The 17,919-nt window shown below is 60.5% G+C and carries 14 protein-coding genes and 1 tRNA gene; 7 read left to right on the top strand and 8 right to left on the bottom strand.

Going from position 1 to position 17,919, the window contains the following annotated elements:
* Positions 1 to 75: 75 nt before the first annotated feature.
* The 4 genes from ACQY1P_RS20660 to ACQY1P_RS20645 all read right to left on the bottom strand — a co-directional run bounded on the left by ACQY1P_RS20660 (position 76) and on the right by ACQY1P_RS20645 (position 7,731).
* Entirely contained in the window at positions 76 to 555 is a 480-nt protein-coding gene (locus ACQY1P_RS20660; RefSeq protein ID WP_062462566.1) for a chemotaxis protein CheW, read from the bottom strand.
* A gap of 295 nt (positions 556 to 850) precedes the next feature.
* Positions 851 to 5,341, bottom strand: a complete 4,491-nt coding sequence (locus ACQY1P_RS20655) for a translocation/assembly module TamB domain-containing protein (protein WP_430255249.1) — start codon at positions 5,339 to 5,341, stop codon at positions 851 to 853.
* Positions 5,342 to 5,358: 17 nt separating this feature from the next.
* Entirely contained in the window at positions 5,359 to 7,284 is a 1,926-nt protein-coding gene (locus ACQY1P_RS20650) for an autotransporter assembly complex protein TamA (protein WP_430255247.1), read from the bottom strand.
* A 183-nt stretch (positions 7,285 to 7,467) separates the two neighbouring features.
* Entirely contained in the window at positions 7,468 to 7,731 is a 264-nt protein-coding gene (locus tag ACQY1P_RS20645; protein WP_062462576.1) for a glycine zipper domain-containing protein, read from the bottom strand.
* A 466-nt stretch (positions 7,732 to 8,197) separates the two neighbouring features.
* Here ACQY1P_RS20645 and hemA point away from each other — a divergent pair, with 466 nt between their 5' ends.
* On the top strand, positions 8,198 to 9,412 hold the full coding sequence (gene hemA / locus ACQY1P_RS20640) for a 5-aminolevulinate synthase (RefSeq protein ID WP_062581729.1): 1,215 nt from the start codon (positions 8,198 to 8,200) through the stop codon (positions 9,410 to 9,412).
* A gap of 129 nt (positions 9,413 to 9,541) precedes the next feature.
* Here hemA and dxr read toward each other — a convergent pair whose 3' ends face one another.
* The gene (dxr, locus tag ACQY1P_RS20635) at positions 9,542 to 10,726 is read right to left on the bottom strand and encodes a 1-deoxy-D-xylulose-5-phosphate reductoisomerase (RefSeq protein ID WP_430255245.1); all 1,185 of its coding nucleotides are present in this window, start codon (positions 10,724 to 10,726) and stop codon (positions 9,542 to 9,544) included.
* Between the two features lie 100 nt (positions 10,727 to 10,826).
* Between dxr and ACQY1P_RS20630 the strand changes: the two genes are divergently transcribed.
* From ACQY1P_RS20630 to ACQY1P_RS20615, 4 genes are all read left to right on the top strand, one after another.
* Positions 10,827 to 12,074 (top strand): FAD-dependent oxidoreductase, encoded by a 1,248-nt coding sequence (locus tag ACQY1P_RS20630; RefSeq protein WP_430255243.1) that lies wholly within the window; start codon positions 10,827 to 10,829, stop codon positions 12,072 to 12,074.
* A gap of 148 nt (positions 12,075 to 12,222) precedes the next feature.
* Positions 12,223 to 12,759 carry a DUF2937 family protein gene (locus ACQY1P_RS20625; protein WP_430255241.1) on the top strand — a complete coding sequence of 179 codons (537 nt, stop codon included), beginning with the start codon at positions 12,223 to 12,225 and terminating at the stop codon, positions 12,757 to 12,759.
* 30 nt (positions 12,760 to 12,789) lie between these two features.
* Complete coding sequence (locus tag ACQY1P_RS20620) at positions 12,790 to 13,107, top strand: hypothetical protein (RefSeq protein WP_430255239.1); 318 nt, start codon at positions 12,790 to 12,792, stop codon at positions 13,105 to 13,107.
* 29 nt (positions 13,108 to 13,136) lie between these two features.
* Positions 13,137 to 13,514, top strand: a complete 378-nt coding sequence (locus ACQY1P_RS20615) for a DUF982 domain-containing protein (RefSeq protein WP_430255237.1) — start codon at positions 13,137 to 13,139, stop codon at positions 13,512 to 13,514.
* A 341-nt stretch (positions 13,515 to 13,855) separates the two neighbouring features.
* Here the strand turns inward: ACQY1P_RS20615 and ACQY1P_RS20610 are convergent.
* Positions 13,856 to 13,932, bottom strand: a tRNA-Arg gene (locus ACQY1P_RS20610).
* A gap of 55 nt (positions 13,933 to 13,987) precedes the next feature.
* Complete coding sequence (locus ACQY1P_RS20605; protein WP_430255235.1) at positions 13,988 to 15,178, bottom strand: M20 aminoacylase family protein; 1,191 nt, start codon at positions 15,176 to 15,178, stop codon at positions 13,988 to 13,990.
* A gap of 178 nt (positions 15,179 to 15,356) precedes the next feature.
* On the opposite strand from ACQY1P_RS20605, the gene ACQY1P_RS20600 reads away from it, so the two are divergent.
* Both ACQY1P_RS20600 and ACQY1P_RS20595 read left to right on the top strand, forming a co-directional pair.
* Positions 15,357 to 16,442 (top strand): D-alanyl-D-alanine carboxypeptidase family protein, encoded by a 1,086-nt coding sequence (locus tag ACQY1P_RS20600; protein WP_244474111.1) that lies wholly within the window; start codon positions 15,357 to 15,359, stop codon positions 16,440 to 16,442.
* A gap of 30 nt (positions 16,443 to 16,472) precedes the next feature.
* Positions 16,473 to 17,633, top strand: a complete 1,161-nt coding sequence (locus ACQY1P_RS20595) for a CobW family GTP-binding protein (RefSeq protein WP_430255233.1) — start codon at positions 16,473 to 16,475, stop codon at positions 17,631 to 17,633.
* Positions 17,634 to 17,678: 45 nt separating this feature from the next.
* Here the strand turns inward: ACQY1P_RS20595 and ACQY1P_RS20590 are convergent, their stop codons facing one another.
* Complete coding sequence (locus tag ACQY1P_RS20590; protein ID WP_062461809.1) at positions 17,679 to 17,915, bottom strand: sulfurtransferase TusA family protein; 237 nt, start codon at positions 17,913 to 17,915, stop codon at positions 17,679 to 17,681.
* Positions 17,916 to 17,919 lie beyond the last annotated feature (4 nt).

The raw sequence follows: 17,919 nt of genomic DNA, 5'->3' as shown, positions 1-17,919 counted from the left end.
AGCAAGTATTACGAAGCAAACGACAAAGGCCGCATGACTTAGTCATGCGGCCTTTGTTCAAATCGCGGGGATGGTTTAGGCAGCGAGTTCTTCTACTTCGGTGCCCTTGAACATCTTTGACAGGTTGAGGAAGCAGATCATGCCGTTTTCGTTGGCGATGATGCCTTCAGAGAATGACTTGTCGAACGAAGCGGAGACTTCCGGAACCGGCTGAACCGTGTTTGCGGGAATGGTCAGGATGTCGGACACGCGATCGACCAGCATGCCGATGACCATGTTATGCACCTCGGCGACGACGATCGCGCTCCGCTCGTTGGCGACAGTGCTCTTCATGCCCAGCTTGAAGGCCAGATCGATGATCGGGATGACGGATCCACGCAGGTTCATGACGCCGATGACGTCGGCCGGTGCATGCGGGAGCGGTGTCGACGGGGCCCAACCGCGAATTTCGCGGATGGTGGTGGTCTTCACGCAGAACTCCTGATCGTGAAGGCGGAAGGCGATGATCTCAAGCGTATCGCCACTGTAAGTCTTCGAGTTGATCGTCGCGGACATCAAAGTTCTTCCCGGTTCGTGCAGGCCGTTACGGCGACAGCGGCAGGTCCGGTTCAAGGCTTTCAGCTGGCGCTGCTGACCTTTCCGCAACGGTGCTGCAAACCGTATGGCAAGTTTCAATTCGCTAACTGTATGCGAAGAGTATTTCGCAATTCTAAACTTGCTCACCAGTTCGCTAATGTTCTGGCATGTCTCCGCAGGCAGGGCAGCTCTTGCTGCGCCCGGTTGCCGGCCACGTTCGGGGCAGTCGGATGTTTCCCGTCTGGTGGGCTGTGGGTGGCTCTACGTCACCTGGTCAGTATTCTTTTTCGTAGAATACGCCTGCGGTGCCGCCTTCGCTGCCGGCGCCGGCCTTCAGCTTGACGCCACGCCCGACATCCAGATTGATGGTGGCCTGAGCGCCGTTCTGGCCGCCCTGCTCGACCTGGAAGTAGGTGCGCTTGTTGATGTAGCGCCCCACCGATACCGTCGTCTGGCCCGTATCGTCTGTGCTGATGTCGAGGTCATCGACGCCGAGGTTGCTGCGCAGCTTTTCGAGCAGCGACGTCGAGCCCCCGCCGGCAAGCTGGGTCACGGCATCGGCCAGCTGTGCAATCTGCAGCGGCGACAGACGCGACATCGACTGGTTGAAGATCAGTCGTGCCAGAACCTCGTCCTGCGGCAGGGCAGGGGCGGAGGAGAAGGAAATCGTCGGATCGTTGGCAACGCCGGTAATGTTCACCGTGATCGTCGTCTGGCCGGAGCTCGTGTTTGCTTCCATGTCGAGGATCGGTACCAGACCGCCGCCGAAGGTGATCTTGCCTTCGGTAAAGTCCAGCCGCTTTGACAGGATGACAATACGGCCTCTACGCATGTCGAAGCCACCGGAAATGACAGGGGTGACTGCGTCGCCCCTGATCGTCAGGTCGCCGCCGAGCTCGGCGTCGATACCGCGGCCTCGCACGAAGATACCGTTCGGTGCCAGGATCTGCAGGTCGAGTGCAATCGGCTCGCTGGCACCCTTTGCGCTTTTCGGCCGGATTTTCTCCATCTGGCGCACAACGTCGCGTGGGGCGTTGCGGTGGCGGATATCGATCGATGACAGTGATGACGGAAGCCGGGCCGGCACGGTGATTGCAGCCTTGGTCAGCGACACCTTGCCCTTCAGCGCCGGGCCCGACAGCAGCGGGCCGTTGATCGTGAGATCTCCGTCAGCGGTGACCGCAAACAGGTTTCCGTCCGCATAGCTCGCCTTGTTGAGGACGATGCGCAGATCGGCCGGAAAGCCCTCGGTCGTCTCTACAGAGCCTGTCACGGCGACGGTGCCGCCGCTTGCAAGCGTTCCGCCCAGCCGCTCGATCGTGGCGCGGGTGCCGTCGAGCCGAACGTTGAGAGCGAGATTGTTGATGGCGAGATTGCGCCTGGCATCGACGAGCTTCGCCCCTGAGGAGGTGACGCTGCCCGAGAGAAGCGGTGCCTTGGCCGTTCCGCGAATGCCGAGATCGACATTGCCGGTGCCTGTCAGCACGAAGCCCTGAGCGGCAAGTTGGCCCGCGAGTATGGAAAACGGAAAGCGCCCATCGAATTTGAGGTTCAGCGCCTTGTCGCCTTCGAGCGAGACAGCGCCGCCACCGGTGAGCGAAATACCGCCGCCGCCGGTGAGACCGAGGTCGACGGTTACGCGCGTACCCTCATAGGTACCCTTGGCAGTCACATCCACCGAAGCAACGCCTGCGGATGTCGACTGGCTGACGGAGGCGTTCGCCCAACGCAGATCGTAACGAACGGCCGGCGCCTGGGGACTTCCGGTTGCCACCACGGTCCCGGAGATCGCGCCTTTTGCGCCGAGGCCCGGTACGAAGGCATTTGCGAGACTGGCCGGGACAGATCTGGCCCTGGCATTGATGTCGAGCGCCGGCGCGCCGTCGGCGTTGAGGATCACGCGTCCGTCGGCGGTCAATTCGAGACCATCGGATCCCGTGAGACGGGTGCGGTCTAGTGTGACTGTACGGTCGGCGAAGCTTCCGGCAGCCTGGAGTCGAAAGGGTGCGATGCCAGCGTCGCGCATCTGGCGAAGCTGTGCATCACTCCATTCCAAATCATATTTGATCGCCGGGGCAGAGGTCGTGCCCGTTGCATTGATCGTGCCGGAAATGACGCCGGCTGCATTGATCGAGGGTACGAACGTGTTGATCAGGCTGGCCGGCAGGGACGTGATCTTGGCGGAAAGATCAAGCGCCGTGCCGGCGATCCCGTTCAGAGACAGACGGCCGTTGCCGGTGGCAATGGTAAAGTCGGTAAACCGCGCGTTGCCGTTCTCGACAACGATCCGGGTTGGGGCAGCGAGGCGTACGGGGATCTTGCGCGGAGTCGCATTGAAGCTGTTGATCTCGACAGCAAGCCCGTCCGCGGTCTGGATCGCGCCGGCACCCTCGAGTGGCGCATTGTCGTAGGTCGCGGACAGCTTGAAGTCCGTCGTCGTACCACCGTGGGTGATACCCAACTGCATGTTATCGATGACGTTGGTGCCGCTGCCGATGCGCGCCGCACTGATCGAACCGGCAGCCGCAATCGCCTTTAGGTCCGGTATCGTCAGGTCGACCTTGGGTTGGGCGATCTCGATAGCACCTCGCTTCAGCAAGGAACCTTCGGCCTTCACGACAGCGCTCGCCTTGCCGTCGACATTGGCAAAGGTCGCCGAACCGCGAAGGTCGCCTTGCGCCTGCTGGGCTGCGAGTGCGGCAAGAAGTGCCACATCGGGGAAGTTGAATGTGACTTCCCCGGTGGGAAGGAATTCCGGCGAGAAGGTCAGTGCGCCGTTCAGGCGGTTCGGGCCGATTTCGGCGACGATGTTGGGGGCAGACGTCTGGCCGTTCGCCGACTGCACATCGGCATTGATGCGGATCGGCTGGCTGTCCAGAGTGCCCTTGGCGACGATCGTGCCCTGCGGCGCCTGTGGATTGGCGGTGCCATTGATCGTGAAGCTCAGATCTTCGAGCTTGCGGCCGACGAGCCTTGCCTCGGCGGAGTTGACGACGGCCTTGACGGCCAGTGCCGTGGTGGGGCCGCTGGTGGTGATGTCAAAGCCTGCGGCGCCTTCGGCATCCGGCAGCCAGCGCTTGATGTCCGGAAGGCGTCCGGCAAGGTGGCTGACCAGCGTGCCGTTTTCATAGAGCACGTTGCCGCGGGCTTCGAGTGCGTTCGATTTCAGCGTGACGTTTTCCAGGCTGATGCGGTTTGCCGAGGAGGCGTCGACATAGCCTTCGGCGGCAATTGCGCCTTCGAACTTCGGTGCCAGCGACGGCGGCAGGACCGAGGCATTGGTCGAAATGCGGAAATTGCCGGTGACTGTCTGCTTCGACGTATCGAATGCGCCGCTGACCGTACCGCTGATGCCGGCGCTTTCGAGCGTCGCTGCATCCAGGCCGATGGCCGGTGGTGCCAGCCGAAGTGGTGCGTCGAGCGTCAGCGGCCCGCGGATCACACGGTTGAGGTCGGGATTGACGAAGCTCATCTGACCAATCGTGAGGCGGCTGCGGATGCTGCCGGCCCGTTGGATGAGGTCGAGATCCTCGCTTTCAGCCTGTAGCCGCACCTGGCCGAACCGGCCTTGCGGAAGCTCTGCGGAATTCAGCGCTGCCGTCGCATTGAAACGAGCAGAGGCTGCGGCGCCGGTCAGGGTGAAATTGATCGTATCAATGGAGAAGCGGCTCTCCTGGCCGTTGATCGGCCACGCGATCGAGACCGGGCCCTTGGTGCCGGAAACGCCGGCCGTCAGGCTGTTGTCGCCGTTCGGGTCCCATGCGCCCTTGGCGGTAATCTTAACGGCGCCGGAGGTTAGGTCGCCGCGCTGGATGTCGACGCGACCCGAAGGCGCGTAGATGGCGGCGACATTGATGTCCGTTGTACCTTCGACCAGCGACCGGAAGGCTGGCGGCATCAGCGTTGCAAGCTGGCCACCACCGATGATTTCCACGCGGTGGGCGCCGTTGTCGACCAGGACATGTTTGCCGTCCACGGAGATGACAGGTGCGCCATCGACATTGCCGACAAGACGGCCGGCCCAGTTCGAGAGAGGTCCTTCGCCATCCAGCCCCAATGCGACGGCAGGAGCGCCGGGAAGGCGCAACAGTCGGGCGAGCAGTCCGCCCTGCGGTTCGGAGACCGAGGCCTTCAGCTGCAGGCGGTTTTCTGACGGTGCGTAGACGATATCTGCGGATGCCTTCGCATCCATCTCGTCCTTGCGGGTTGCTTCCAGCTTGAGCGAGATGTTGGGGCCGGTCGCATCGATCGAGCCCTTCACCGACAGCGCAAAATCGCGTCCGGAGAGGGCCTGCGACAGGTTGATATCCGGCAGATCTATCTGCGCGACCCGAATGCCGACCGGCAGCGGCGAGCCGGACGACTTTGTCGTGCTCTGCGTCGTTATGGTCGCATCCGGCTGCGGCGGACGAATGAAGTTCACGGTCGTTGCGGAAACCCGGTCTGCGCGGAAGACGCCGGAGACCAGCGCCGATGGCGACCAGTCGACCTCGATGCCGCCGATTTCGGCATAGGCACCGTCCTTGTCCGACAGCGTCAGGCTGTCGATGCGCAGATCACCCGACAGCAGACCTTCCGGTCGAGAGAAACTGACCTTGCGGTCCGGGGTGGACACCAGCGCCGAGATCCGTTCTGCCGCAATGTTTCCGCCGAACGGCGTCAATGCAACGAACAGGACGACGCCGAGCGCCATGACGAAAAGGACCCCGACCGCGGCAATCGCGGCCTTGAAGACCCATCTCAGCAGGCGAACGAAAAGCGTCATGCTGGCAACTTTACCTTTCAGAATGCCTGGCCAATGCCGGCATAAATTCCATACTGGCTACCGTCGTCATAGCGTCGCAACGGAAGCGCGACGTCCAGCCTGATCGGCCCGAAAGGAGTGGCGTAACGCAACCCGATCCCCGCTCCAGCTCTTATATCAGAAAAATCAGGCACGATTTCGGTCGAAACCGTACCGACGTCGAGAAACGGTACGATGCCGATGCTATCTGACACTTTTACGCGCATTTCAAAAGAGGCCACAGTGTAGGATCGTCCGCCCAGCGCTTCGTCATCGCCGTTATAAGGCGAAATTTCGCGATAGGAATAGCCGCGCACCGATCCGCCGCCGCCGGCATAAAAGCGCCTGGTGGCTGGGATGTCCTGCAGCTCGTCGGCGCCGACCAGCGTCCCCGCACTCAGCTTGCCTGCAAACACGACCCGATCCTCTGCACCCAATCCGAGATACCCGGAAATCGAGCCCTCGAAAGACGAGAAAATGCTTTGATTGAAGAACTCATAACTAGGCTTGGCGGAAAGCGTTGCGCGGTAACCTTCGGTTGGGTCCAGTTTGTTGTCACGCGCGTCGCGTTCGAAGCCGACAGGCACGCTGAACGTCAGGTACTCATTCTTTCCGAAGGCATCGTCGGCGAGAATATACGCGACTTCACCGCCGGCGGTGAGCTTGTCGGTGTCGTTGAGTTCGTAGGAAAAGCCGGCCGAATAGGCGATCGACTGCGCGTCGTAGATATCGTCTGGATTTTCGCTTTTGGCTTCCAGGCGCGATTCGAACGTTGCCTCAGGCACGGGAAAGCCCGGCTTGGTAAAGACGATACCGGCGGAATAGTCGAATGTGGTGACGTCGGTCGTTGCGCCGATGCCGGAGACCTTGCCTTCCACGCGCAGCGATTCGGCCTGGCCAAACAGATTGCGATGCCCCCAGTAACCCGAGAGACCCGCTCCATCGAGCGAAGAGTATTCGGCACCAAAGCCGAAATACCGCTGCTTGCCGTCCGAAACCTCGATCATCAGCGGCAGCGATCCATCCGGCGCAAGGGCATCGGATTCCTGAATCGTGACGCTAGAAAACACGCCGAGCTCGCGCAGCCGGTCATTGGCCTTTTTCAGCTGCACCGGTGAATAGCGGCCGCCCTTGTCGAGGCGGGAATAGCGTTTGATGAAGGCTGGGTCGACCGTGCGCGAGCCTTTGACCGTGACCATGCCAAACGGTGCGATAGGGCCCGAGATGGCGCCAAGCACGACATCGACCGTGTTGGTGCGATGGTCGGCGGTTACCTGCCGTTCGGTCAGCTTGGCAAGCGGACGACCTTCTGCCTTGACGTCAACCAGCAGTTTTTCGCCGGCCTTCAGAATCACGCGCGAACCAGCTTCGCCGCCAGGCTCCAGATCGTAGTCCGCGGGGTTGCGACCGGCCGCATCCTTGTCGAACCGCACCGAGCCAAGTTTGAAAACCGGTCCGGGTTCGATCTGAACCGTCACGGGAACGGGTAATGAGTGGTCGAAGGTGGGGTTGGGTGGCAGCGCGTCGATATCCGTTCCGGCAACAGAGATACGGACCACCCCGCCATACCGGGCTTCTTCGTAGAGAACAGCAACCAGGCGGTCCCGGTCTTCGCGGGCCTTGATGACGATGCCAAGATCACCGGATACAGGCTCGTCCTTGTCGGCGATCAGCGATGCCGCGGTTTCCAGGCGATCCTTGAGTTTCTTGTCCGCATCACCGGCTTCCAGAGTCGCGTCGTAGCGGACCGGGTCGATCACCTCGACCTTGTCCTCGTCGTCGCCAAACAGCGTAATGCCGAAAAGCTTGAAAGCGTAGGCGCTCTCGATGAGCGCAGGCGAACAAAGAAGGGCGGCCGCAATCGCTGCGACGGAACCGGTCCTCCGGTAATTCATCTTCTTCCGCCCGCTGCTTACGTTCTGCATACGCTAACTTATTGCCGACTTATCACCGCCCCGGCCATCATGACCAGCTCCTGGTCTTGTGTAGCCGCAAATTGTTTAACGGGGTACCCCCGTCTCGTCGATAAGTATGTCTTCATAAATGAAAAAGCCCTGGAGCATGCTCCAGGGCCACAGTCTTGCGGTGCTCGTCGAGCGCCGCTCCGATTAGTAACGGCGCGGGCAATCGTCGATGTAGCGACGGCCGTAGCGATCGCGATAATAGCACTGGCCCGGCTGTTCCGACACGTTGCCGATGACCGCACCGGAAACGCCGCCGATGGCTGCGCCGACTGCTGCGCCGCGGACGTTACCGGTAACTGCGCCGCCAATGATGGCGCCGGATGCAGCGCCGATACCGGCACCCTTTTCAGTCGCGGTGCAGCTCGCGAGAGATGCGCCGAGCACGAGAAGCATCAAAGCCTTTTTCATGAATTCCTCCTGAGTAGTTCCTGCCGATTGATTGTGTCCGGCGAAACCCTTGCAGGTGCGCACGCCGGGCTTTTGTGCATCCGATGAACAATAGGCCGGCTCTTCAAATAGTCCATATAAGCAAGACACATTCTGATCTCATTCTTCGATGGCTGTGGCAAAAATCCGCTTTCAGTCAGGTTTCGCCGGTATGAAATGGGGATTGATCGGCTGGCCGACTTGGGGAATGATGAGAAGGTGGGGGAAGTCGCATCACGCCAGATCGAGCCGATTGTTCGGAAAGTCTTTCGTCTTTTCGGGGTCGCCTGACTCGTAACGATTTTGGCAGATTTCAATGGTAGTTTCGCTTCATTGGAATTGTTCCAAAAAATCGGACTTTTCGCCGCAGGTCGGGGCAAATTGACCTATTCGGGCTTGACGCATGGCGAAACCGGACCCAAAACCGGGGTAGGTTCTGGAGTGTGACATGGATTTCGAGGCATTTTTCAAAAGCGAACTGGACGGACTTCATTCGGAAGGCCGCTACCGCGTGTTCGCCGATCTCGAGCGGCATCGCGGAAGTTTTCCGCGCGCGACGCGTCATACGCCCGAGGGACCGAGGGAGGTTACCGTCTGGTGTTCCAACGATTATCTCGGCATGGGCCAGAACCCGGCCGTGATCGAGGCCATGCACGAGGCCATTGATCACTGTGGCGCGGGTGCGGGAGGCACCCGGAATATTTCTGGCACCACCCACTACCATGTTCTTCTGGAGCAGGAGCTCGCGGACCTTCACGGCAAGGAATCCTCGCTCGTGTTCACGTCCGGCTATATCTCCAACTGGGCGACGCTGGGTACGCTCGGCCAGAAGATCCCTGGTCTGATCATTTTTTCCGACGCGTTGAACCATGCCTCGATGATCGAGGGCATCCGCTATGCCAAATGCGACCGGGTGATCTGGAAGCATAACGATCTGAACGATTTGGAAGCAAAGCTTGCGGCAGCCGATCCGAAGGCGCCCAAGATGATTGCGTTCGAGAGCGTCTACTCGATGGACGGCGATATCTCGCCGATCAAGGAGATCTGCGATCTCGCCGACAAATACGGTGCGATGACCTATCTCGACGAAGTTCATGCGGTCGGCATGTACGGCCCGCGCGGCGGCGGCATTGCCGAACGCGAAGGCCTCATGGACCGTCTGACGATCATCGAAGGTACGCTTGGCAAGGCTTTCGGCGTCATGGGCGGCTATATCGCGGCATCGACGGCGCTGTGCGACTTCATCCGTTCGTTCGCATCCGGTTTCATCTTCACCACGGCTTTGCCACCGACACTTGCGGCCGGCGCGATCGCCTCCATTCGCCACCTCAAGGCAAGTCCGTTTGAGCGCGTGCGTCACCAGGACCGCGTCAAGAAGCTGCGGATGATGCTTGATCAGCAGGGCATCCCGCATATGCACAACCCAAGCCATATCGTGCCTGTCATGGTCGGCGATGCGGCCAAGTGCAAGTGGATCTCCGATATCCTGCTCGACACCTGCGACGTCTATGTCCAGCCGATCAACTATCCGACGGTTGCGAAAAAGACCGAGCGCCTGCGCATCACACCGACGCCGCTGCATACGGATGCGGATCTGGAACATCTGGTCAGCTCGCTGCATCAGCTGTGGTCCCGCTGCGCATTGGCACGCCAGGTCGCCTGACACGACGTCTGCCTCATCCCCGTGCGTGTCACGGGGATGCCGGGCGCTCCAAGTCGCCCCGTCTTCACATCACGCAATGAACTTGTCTGATCACGCTGCCGTCCCGCCGTAGCCGATGGCTTTGGGCGCTTAGGCGGCCATTTCCCGTTTGTCGATGATTTCGTCGGCACGGCGGCGTGCTTCAGCGTCTGCTGCAAACACGGCATCCATCGTTGTGGCAGCGTGACCCATCATCGCGTCCATCACGTCTTCGACCACATCCGCCATGGTGAGGAAGCCGATCCTGCCGGCGCAGAAGGCATGAAATGCCATCTCTTCCGCGGCATTCATGATCGCGCCCTGCGCGCCGCCGCGCTCCAGCGCAGTGCGGGCGAGCCTGAGTGCCGGAAACCGAACCTCGTCCGGCGCCTCGAAATCCAGCCGTGCGAGCTTGGCGAAATCGAGCCTCTCTACATTCAGCTTCGGCCGTTCGGGATAGGTCAGCGCATAGCCGATGGCGGTGCGCATATCCGGACTGCCGAGCTGTGCAATGACTGATCCATCCTGGTAACCCACCATGGAATGAATGATGGATTGCGGATGCACGATCACCTCGATCTGGTCGGGCCTGATATCGAACAGGTGCTTCGCCTCGATGATTTCAAGCGCCTTGTTGAACATCGAGGCGCTGCCGATCGAGATCTTCAGTCCCATGGACCAGTTGGGATGGGCGCGGGCAACCTCTGCCGTGACGCCGGCCATCTCCTCGCGGCTCCATGTCCGGAACGGTCCGCCGGACGCGGTCAGAACGATGCGTTCCACCGCATGGTGCTGGTCGTCTTCCAGCGACTGGAAGATCGCGCTGTGCTCACTGTCGACCGGGATCAGCCGACCGCCGCCCTCGGCCACCGCCCGAACGAAGAGTTCGCCGGCGGAAACCAGGCACTCCTTGTTGGCAAGGGCGATGTCTGCTCCGCGCTCCGCAGCAGCAAGCGTCGGCGCAAGGCCGGCAGTCCCGACGATTGCCGCCATCACCAGGTCGGACGGTCGTGCACCCGCTTCGATCAGCGCCGCGCGTCCCGCCGCGACCTCGATCCCGGTGCCTGACAGTGCCGATTTCAGCGCGTCGTAATGGGCATCATCGGCGGTTACGGCCAGCGCTGCACCGCAGGCTATCGCCTGCTCGGCCAGCAATGTGACATTGGCGTTGCCGGTAATTGCCACGACATCGAATGCGTCGCGCCCGCCAAGCTGGCTCACGACATCGAGCGTGTTGACGCCGATCGAGCCGGTGGAACCAAGAATGCTGATGCGACGCTTGTTGGTTTCGGCCATGGTATGTCCTGTCTTTACGGTGACCGCTGGTCTAAAAGAGAAAGCGGCGGCTCACAAGTGTAAGCGCTCAACTCCGAACTTTCGAAGAGCCCGGTAGGTCATGACGGATATGCAGACGATCGAGACCCAGACGATCGAAACCCAGAAGATCGAAACCCATTGTGTCATCGCCGGGGCAGGGCCGGCGGGCCTGATGCTGGGCTTTCTTCTGGCGCGGGCCGGCGTCGATGTGGTCGTGCTCGAAAAGCACGCGGATTTCCTGCGCGATTTCCGTGGCGATACCATCCATCCCTCGACGCTGGAAGTGATCACAGAGCTCGGCCTGATCAATGACTTTCTGGCACTGCCGCATACAAGGGCGCCAAAGCTTTCCGCGCAGATGGGCGGCGAGACGATCACCATGGCGGATTTCTCCCGTCTCCCGGTCAAGAACCGTTTCATCGCCTTCATGCCGCAATGGGATTTTTTGAATTTCATGGCAAGGCAGGCGCAAAGCTATCCCAATTTTAAGCTGATCATGGATGCCAAGGTAACCGGGCTCATCGAGGAGAAGGACGCAATTGCCGGCCTCTGCGTCGAAACGCCGGATGGTCCGCTGACCATCCGCTCGCAACTCGTCGTCGGGGCCGATGGCCGCAATTCCATCATCCGGGAAAAGGCCGGCCTCACTGTCGAAAGCTTTGGAGAGCCGAGCGAAGTCCTGTGGATGAAGCTTTCCAAGCAGAAGGATGACCCGAACGAGGTGATGGGGCATGCCGGTCCAAGCCAGGGTCTGGTGCTGATCGACCGGGGTGACTACTGGCAATGCGGCTATGTGGTCCGTCGCACGACCTATGCAGACATCCGCGAAAAAGGCATCGAGGCTTTTCGTCAGCGAGTGGTGGACGTTTCGCCGCTTCCGGCCGCGCGGATGGCGGAGATCTCCTCCTTCGACGACGTCAGCCTTTTGACCGTACGGATCGACCGGCTGACACAATGGTGGCGCAGCGGCCTGATCTGCATCGGCGATGCGGCGCATGCGATGTCGCCGATCGGCGGCGTTGGCGTCAACCTTGCCATCCAGGATGCGGTGGCGACGGCAAACATTCTGGCAAAGCCGCTGCGCGAAAACAGGCTCTCGGATGCGGATCTCGCGGCCGTGGAAAAGCGCCGCAGCTTTCCGACGCGCGCCACGCAGAAACTGCAGCTGATGATGCGCTCGAGCCGCCGCAGCGATGAGGTCGATGCGCAAAAACGCAAAGGCCCGCCAGCTTTTATCCGCGGCATCGCCCGATTTCCGCTTCTCGCCCATCTCTCGGGACGACTGATGGGCCTCGGCTTCCGTATGGAGCATGTCCGCAAGACCTGAACCGTTTGCCGTGGGTTTTCAGATCGACGAGGTCGGCGCAGCGGGTAAAGCGCAACTTTGAGGCGCCTCAAAATGCCACCAGTATTCCTGTCCGCAACCTTTCCAGGTATCTCCCGTTGTGAAAGGGTTCCACGAACGGGGTGATGCGATGCTGATGTTCGGACGAATGCTGACGATGGCTGCAGCGATACTGGGCGGGCTGTTTTTCTCTCAGGCGCCCGAGTTTGCCCAGCAATACCGCCAGCGCATCGGCGGCGCGCTCGATGAGCTGAAGGTGATGATTACCCAGTTCGACACCCAGGCCAACCACCACGGTCTTGGCCGGCAAGAAGCGCTCAACGTCTATTCGAGCTCGCCGGAGACCTTCCTGCGCGACCAAGGCGACACGATGCGCGGCATCTTTCACCGTTACGAGACCTTGCTGACGCAGCAGGATGAACTGATCAAGGCCTCGCTGCCGATCAAGCCGTTCGTGGTGATGCGCAACGCCGACCCCATGACCTTAACCAACACATGGCGCGACTATGTGCCGGCCGTGCCGATCGACGCCGCAGGCCTCACCTGGGCCGGCGGTGGCTTCTTCGCCGGCTGGGTCGCCGCCGGCATTCTCGGTTTCGTGCTCAAGGGGGCGACCCGCCCATTGCGCACAAATCGCGGCAGGAAGCAGGCCACGCCGCAAGTATAGACGAGGAGGGTGCGGAATTGGTGATCCCGAATGGACGGCGAAATCTCCGAGAACGTAATCCCGGGAACAGGGAATATTCGTAGGGAGAAACGTGACATCCTTCCGAAAGCGCGCGTTCTCAGCTACGGGAGTGGCCTTCTGGAAGTGAAAGGCGTGGCGCAGTATGTAGACATCGTGCACTGGTATAAGAGTTTGGCCTGCTGGCGCTACACGTTGGCCCATTACCCGCTTTCTATAGGTATCGACCTCAAGTCGATCTCGTACATTGGCGCCGATCTACTACATCGCCAGGTCCTCTTTTCCACACGACAGTCACCAGCCCCGCTCAAGTATTTCCCGCTAAATTAGCTCTACTTGCGGATTGGGCGAGCATAGCCATGGCTGAATGGGACAACGTCGTCACCATCGAGTTGCGGGGGGAAACCAAGACCTTTGTGCGTATCAAAAGCACGAAGGAGGCGGCGAAGTATTTGATCGAAGCGTGGCCGGGTTCCCGGGACGCAGCTTACCATGATGCCGTGGTCGCCTGCGCCGGAGCATTGAGGGGCCTCACGAACGAAATACGCGTTGTCGAAGTGCTGTGTAAGGCGGCTTCGTCGTCCAACCTGATCGCTTACGACAGCATCGATGCTTTCGAGGCAGAGATGATCAGCGCAATCAGAATGGCCTTGGACACCGATCTTCAATCTTGTCTCGAGGCAACGTTAAATAAATTCGAGCTAAACAGTATAAATTTCGTCGAGGTCGGGATTTAGTTGATCCGCTGTTTGATGAATTTTGCAGGCGCTCTATTGTGTGTTGAAAGAGCCATGCGAAAATTCAAGCCTGGCCAAAATTGAGACGTTGAGCATGGCCGCAGCAAAGCAGTTACGATGGCTTGGGTCGAAGCAAATCCTTTGCAACTACGAGTTCTCGCCACGGTTCTGAGTTTGCGTATTTCGACGGTAGCGGATGGTTGTGGTGCTGAGCTGTTTTTACTGTGCAGCAACGCATCACGTCGCGGGTAACGGCTGAGCGAACTCGGACGTAATCAGCCAGCGAATGATCAGTTTGTGGGAACGCGGGAACGCGGACGTCCCATAAGTCCTGCAAATAATGGTGATCCCAATTGGATTCGAACCAATGGCCTCAAGATTAGGAATCTTGCGCTCTATCCTGCTGAGCTATGGGACCACTCGGCAAAACCCATACAAAAGGTGATGGGTTTAGCCAAGTGTTTTTCTGCGGGTTATGGTGACAGGCGCTGCTCCGTGAGCTTGACCCAGTAGGAGATGCCGTAGGCGAGGGCTTCGTCGTCGAAGTCGTAGTTGGGGTTGTGAAGGGCTGCCGTATCGCCGTTGCCGATGAAGATGAAGGCGCCGGGGCGGCGTTTGAGCATGAAGGCGAAGTCTTCGCCGGCCATGGTCGGTTCGACGTTGGCATCCACATTGGCGGTGCCGACGATCGATGAGGCGACGCCGATCGCGTGGTCGGTTTCGCTGTCGTGGTTAGTGGTGACAGGGCATTTGCGCTCGTAGTCGATCGACCAGCCGGCGCCGTGGGCGCTTGCCAAGCCTTCGACGATCTGGCGGATGCGGTTTTCGGCAAGGTCGCGGGTGTCTTCGTTCAGCGTGCGCACCGTGCCCAGAATGATCGCGTTGTCGGGGATGATATTGTGTGTCGTGCCGGCATCGAAGCGGGTCACGGATATCACCACAGACTGGACGGGGTCTGCATTGCGGGCGGCGATTGCCTGCAGGCTGCCCACCAGCTGCGAGCCGATGAAGATCGGATCGATGGTCCTGTGAGGCTGGGCTGCGTGGCCGCCGCGGCCCTTGATGGTGATGGTGAAGCGGTCGGGTGCTGCCATGATGCCGCCCTTGCGGATCGCGAACTGGCCGACGGGAATGCCCGGCATATTGTGCATGCCGTAGACTTCGTCGATGCCGAAGCGCTCCATCATGCCGTCTTCGATCATTGCCAGCGCGCCGGCGCCACCTTCTTCGGCGGGCTGGAAGATCAGCGCGACGGAGCCTTCGAAATTGCGGGTTTCGGCGAGGTACTTTGCGGCACCCAGCAGCATGGACGTGTGGCCGTCATGGCCGCAGGCATGCATCTTCCCAGGTGTTTTCGAGGCCCATGGCTTGCCCGTGAGCTCGGTCAGCGGCAGCGCATCCATGTCGGCGCGCAGACCGATCGTGCGTCCGCTGGCGTTTGCGCCTGTACCCGCGTCTGCGCCGCCCTTGCCCCTGATGATGCCGACGACGCCGGTGCGGCCGATGCCGGTCGCGACCTCGTCGACGCCGAATTCCTTCAGCTTAGCGGCTACGAAGGCTGCGGTCTCAACGACGTCATAGAGGATTTCGGGGTTCTGGTGGAGGTGTCGGCGCCATTCGCTGACTTCGCCTTGAAGTTCGGCGGCTCGGTTCAAGATGGGCATTCGGATTTCCTATGCTGCTGCTCATAAGGTTGTGACCCATCCTCCCGAAGGGAGTGTGCCTCGCCTGATTGACGTAATCAATCATCTTTGCCATTGCTTGGCCACAGTGGCCACATATGCGCCAAACGTTTCGGGCCTCCATTCCCGGCTCCAGCGACGAGGAACGCTCTTGTCATTCTTGCATCTGAAATCCGCGACCGCCGTTCGGGTGGTCTCCGCCATTGCGGCACTAGGCCTCCTCGTTTCCGCCGGCAGCGCTGCGGCCAATCCGCGGCTGATCGTTGATGTGAAGAGCGGGCGGGTCATCGCCCATCAGGATGCGTTCCTGAAATGGTATCCGGCTTCACTGACCAAGCTGATGACGGCCTATGTCACCTTCAAGGCGATCAAAAGCGGCCGTCTTTCGCTCGAAACCCAGGTGGTGATGAGCAAGAAGGCGACGGACCAGCCGGCCAGCAAGATGTATTTCAAACCGGGCACGCGGCTGACGCTCGACAATGCGATGAAGATCCTTCTCGTCAAGTCTGCCAACGATATCGCCGTGGCCGTCGCCGAAACGGTGGGCGGCTCGCTCGACCAGTTCGTGGAGATGATGAATTCCGAAGCGCAGGGGCTCGGCATGGCGTCCAGCCACTTCATCAATCCGCATGGCTTGCCCGGCAAGGGCCAGTTTACCACGGCGCGCGATCTTGCCGTGCTGACGCTGGCGCTGAAGCGGGAATTTCCGCAGTACCAGAGCTATTTCTCGCTGGAAGGCATCGATACCGGCAAGAAGCAGTATCCGAACTTCAACACGCTGATCGGCCGCTTTGATGGGGCCGACGGCATGAAGACCGGCTTCATCTGTGCCGCCGGCTTCAACCAGATCGGCTCGGCCACCCGCAACGGCCGCACGGTGATTTCGGTCGTGCTCGGGTCCGACAGTCTCGCCGGCCGGGCGGATGATACTGCGAACCTTCTGCAGCAGGGGCTCACCTCCCAGGCAAACGAAGGCGTGCCGCTCGCCTCGCTGCCGCCCTATGGAAACACGGCCGAGGTGAATGATGTCAGCGCCGAGATCTGCAATCCGAAGGCTGCCAAAGTCCGCAGTGAAAATCGCGACGATGCCGGGCGAACCGTTCTGCATTCGCCCTATATTCACGAGATGACGCGGCCGCCGCAATATGCGGTGACAAGCCTGATCCTCGGCGGCGAAGACGTGCCGGATGCCAATACGGGCACGAAGTCCGTACCGATCCCGCAGCCGCGCCCAGCCAATCTCTAAAGGGCTGGCTGAACTTTAAGGTACGAAAACATGTCCTTTAGCGGTCGCATTCCGGTTTCCATCCTCACCGGCTTTCTGGGGGCGGGCAAGTCCACGCTTCTCAACCGGATCCTGAAGGATCCGGCCGCCAGCAACACGGCCGTCATCATCAACGAATTCGGCGATGTGAGCATCGACAATTTCCTGGTCGAAAGCTCCGGCGATGCATTGCTCGAGCTTTCCAATGGCTGCCTGTGCTGCACCGTGCGCGGTGAACTGATCGATACGCTCGCCACGCTGATGGACGGCGTGCAGACCGGGCGGCTGAAGCCGATCCACCGGGTGGTCATCGAAACAACAGGCCTTGCCGATCCGGCGCCTGTCATGCAGTCGGTCATGGGCAATCCCGTCATCGCGCAGAATTTCGAGCTGGACGGCGTCGTCACCGTCGTCGATGCGGTCAACGGTATCTCGACGCTCGATCGTCATCCGGAAGCGGTCAAGCAGGCCGCGGTCGCCGACCGGCTGGTTCTCTCCAAGCTTTCCATGTCGACACCGGAGGAGAGCGACGCGCTCCGGGCCCGGCTGCGCGCGCTCAACCCGCGGGCACCCATCGTCGATGGCGATGACGAAAGCACCGGCGCCGCCGCGATCCTCGTCAACGGGCTCTACGATCCGGAAACAAAGATCGCCGATGTCGGCCGCTGGTTGCGGGAAGAGGTGGCGCACGATCACGCTCATGAGGCTCATAGGCACGGGCACGACCACGAGCATCACGACCATAAGCACGATCCACATGATCACGGCCACCATCATCACGATGTAAACCGGCACGGCGCCAACATCCGCTCCTTCTCGATCGTCCACGACAAGCCGATCGAGCCGATGGCGCTCAGCATGTTCGTGGATCTGCTGCGTTCGGCGCATGGCGAAAAGCTTCTGCGCATGAAGGCGATCGTGGCGATGTCGGATAATCTCGAGCGTCCGCTGGTGCTGCACGGCGTGCAGAGCATTTTCCATCCGCCGGAACGGTTGGCGAAATGGCCTGAAGGCTCCGATCGGCTGACGCGGATGGTGCTGATCACCCAGGATCTGCCGGAGGCGTTCGTGCAGGATCTTTTCGCGGCCTTCACGGGCAAGCCGCAGATTGATCGTCCGGATCGTGCGGCGCTCGAAGACAATCCGCTGGCCGTGCCGGGCATGCAGTTCTAAGGCTGCATCGCCAGTTCCAATTTTCGATTTGATGCTGTTGCGCAATCAACCCTTGCGGATCACGAACCTGTGGCCCGTCTCGGTCCGCTCGGACGAGAGCAGGACGTGGCCGTCCTGGCTGCAGAAATGCGGGATATCGATGCCTGCAAGCGGATCGGTGGTTTCCAGGGTAAGAGACGCGCCCGTCTCCATGGACTTCAGACGCTTGCGGGTCTTCAGCACGGGCAGGGGGCATTTCAGCCCGCGAAGATCATAGGTCTCTCCGAGGGCTTCCCCAGGCACTGGC

The organism is Neorhizobium sp. DAR64872/K0K18 (assembly GCF_050500175.1).
Classification (GTDB): domain Bacteria; phylum Pseudomonadota; class Alphaproteobacteria; order Rhizobiales; family Rhizobiaceae; genus Neorhizobium; species Neorhizobium soli.
The sequence above is the reverse complement of the archived record's forward strand: the minus strand, read 5'-3'. Positions and strand labels throughout refer to the sequence as shown.

Bases quoted from the DNA above. Each gene is read 5' to 3' on its own strand.
- ACQY1P_RS20650 (WP_430255247.1), bottom strand. From the start codon at position 7,284: ATGCAGAACGTAAGCAGCGGGCGGAAGAAGATGAATTACCGGAGGACC.
- ACQY1P_RS20655 (WP_430255249.1), bottom strand. From the start codon at position 5,341: ATGACGCTTTTCGTTCGCCTGCTGAGATGGGTCTTCAAGGCCGCGATT.
- ACQY1P_RS20595 (WP_430255233.1), top strand. From the start codon at position 16,473: ATGTCCTTTAGCGGTCGCATTCCGGTTTCCATCCTCACCGGCTTTCTG.
- hemA (WP_062581729.1), top strand. From the start codon at position 8,198: ATGGATTTCGAGGCATTTTTCAAAAGCGAACTGGACGGACTTCATTCG.
- ACQY1P_RS20625 (WP_430255241.1), top strand. From the start codon at position 12,223: ATGCTGATGTTCGGACGAATGCTGACGATGGCTGCAGCGATACTGGGC.
- ACQY1P_RS20660 (WP_062462566.1), bottom strand. From the start codon at position 555: ATGTCCGCGACGATCAACTCGAAGACTTACAGTGGCGATACGCTTGAG.
- ACQY1P_RS20620 (WP_430255239.1), top strand. From the start codon at position 12,790: ATGGACGGCGAAATCTCCGAGAACGTAATCCCGGGAACAGGGAATATT.
- ACQY1P_RS20605 (WP_430255235.1), bottom strand. From the start codon at position 15,178: ATGCCCATCTTGAACCGAGCCGCCGAACTTCAAGGCGAAGTCAGCGAA.
- dxr (WP_430255245.1), bottom strand. From the start codon at position 10,726: ATGGCCGAAACCAACAAGCGTCGCATCAGCATTCTTGGTTCCACCGGC.
- ACQY1P_RS20630 (WP_430255243.1), top strand. From the start codon at position 10,827: ATGACGGATATGCAGACGATCGAGACCCAGACGATCGAAACCCAGAAG.
- ACQY1P_RS20645 (WP_062462576.1), bottom strand. From the start codon at position 7,731: ATGAAAAAGGCTTTGATGCTTCTCGTGCTCGGCGCATCTCTCGCGAGC.
- ACQY1P_RS20615 (WP_430255237.1), top strand. From the start codon at position 13,137: ATGGCTGAATGGGACAACGTCGTCACCATCGAGTTGCGGGGGGAAACC.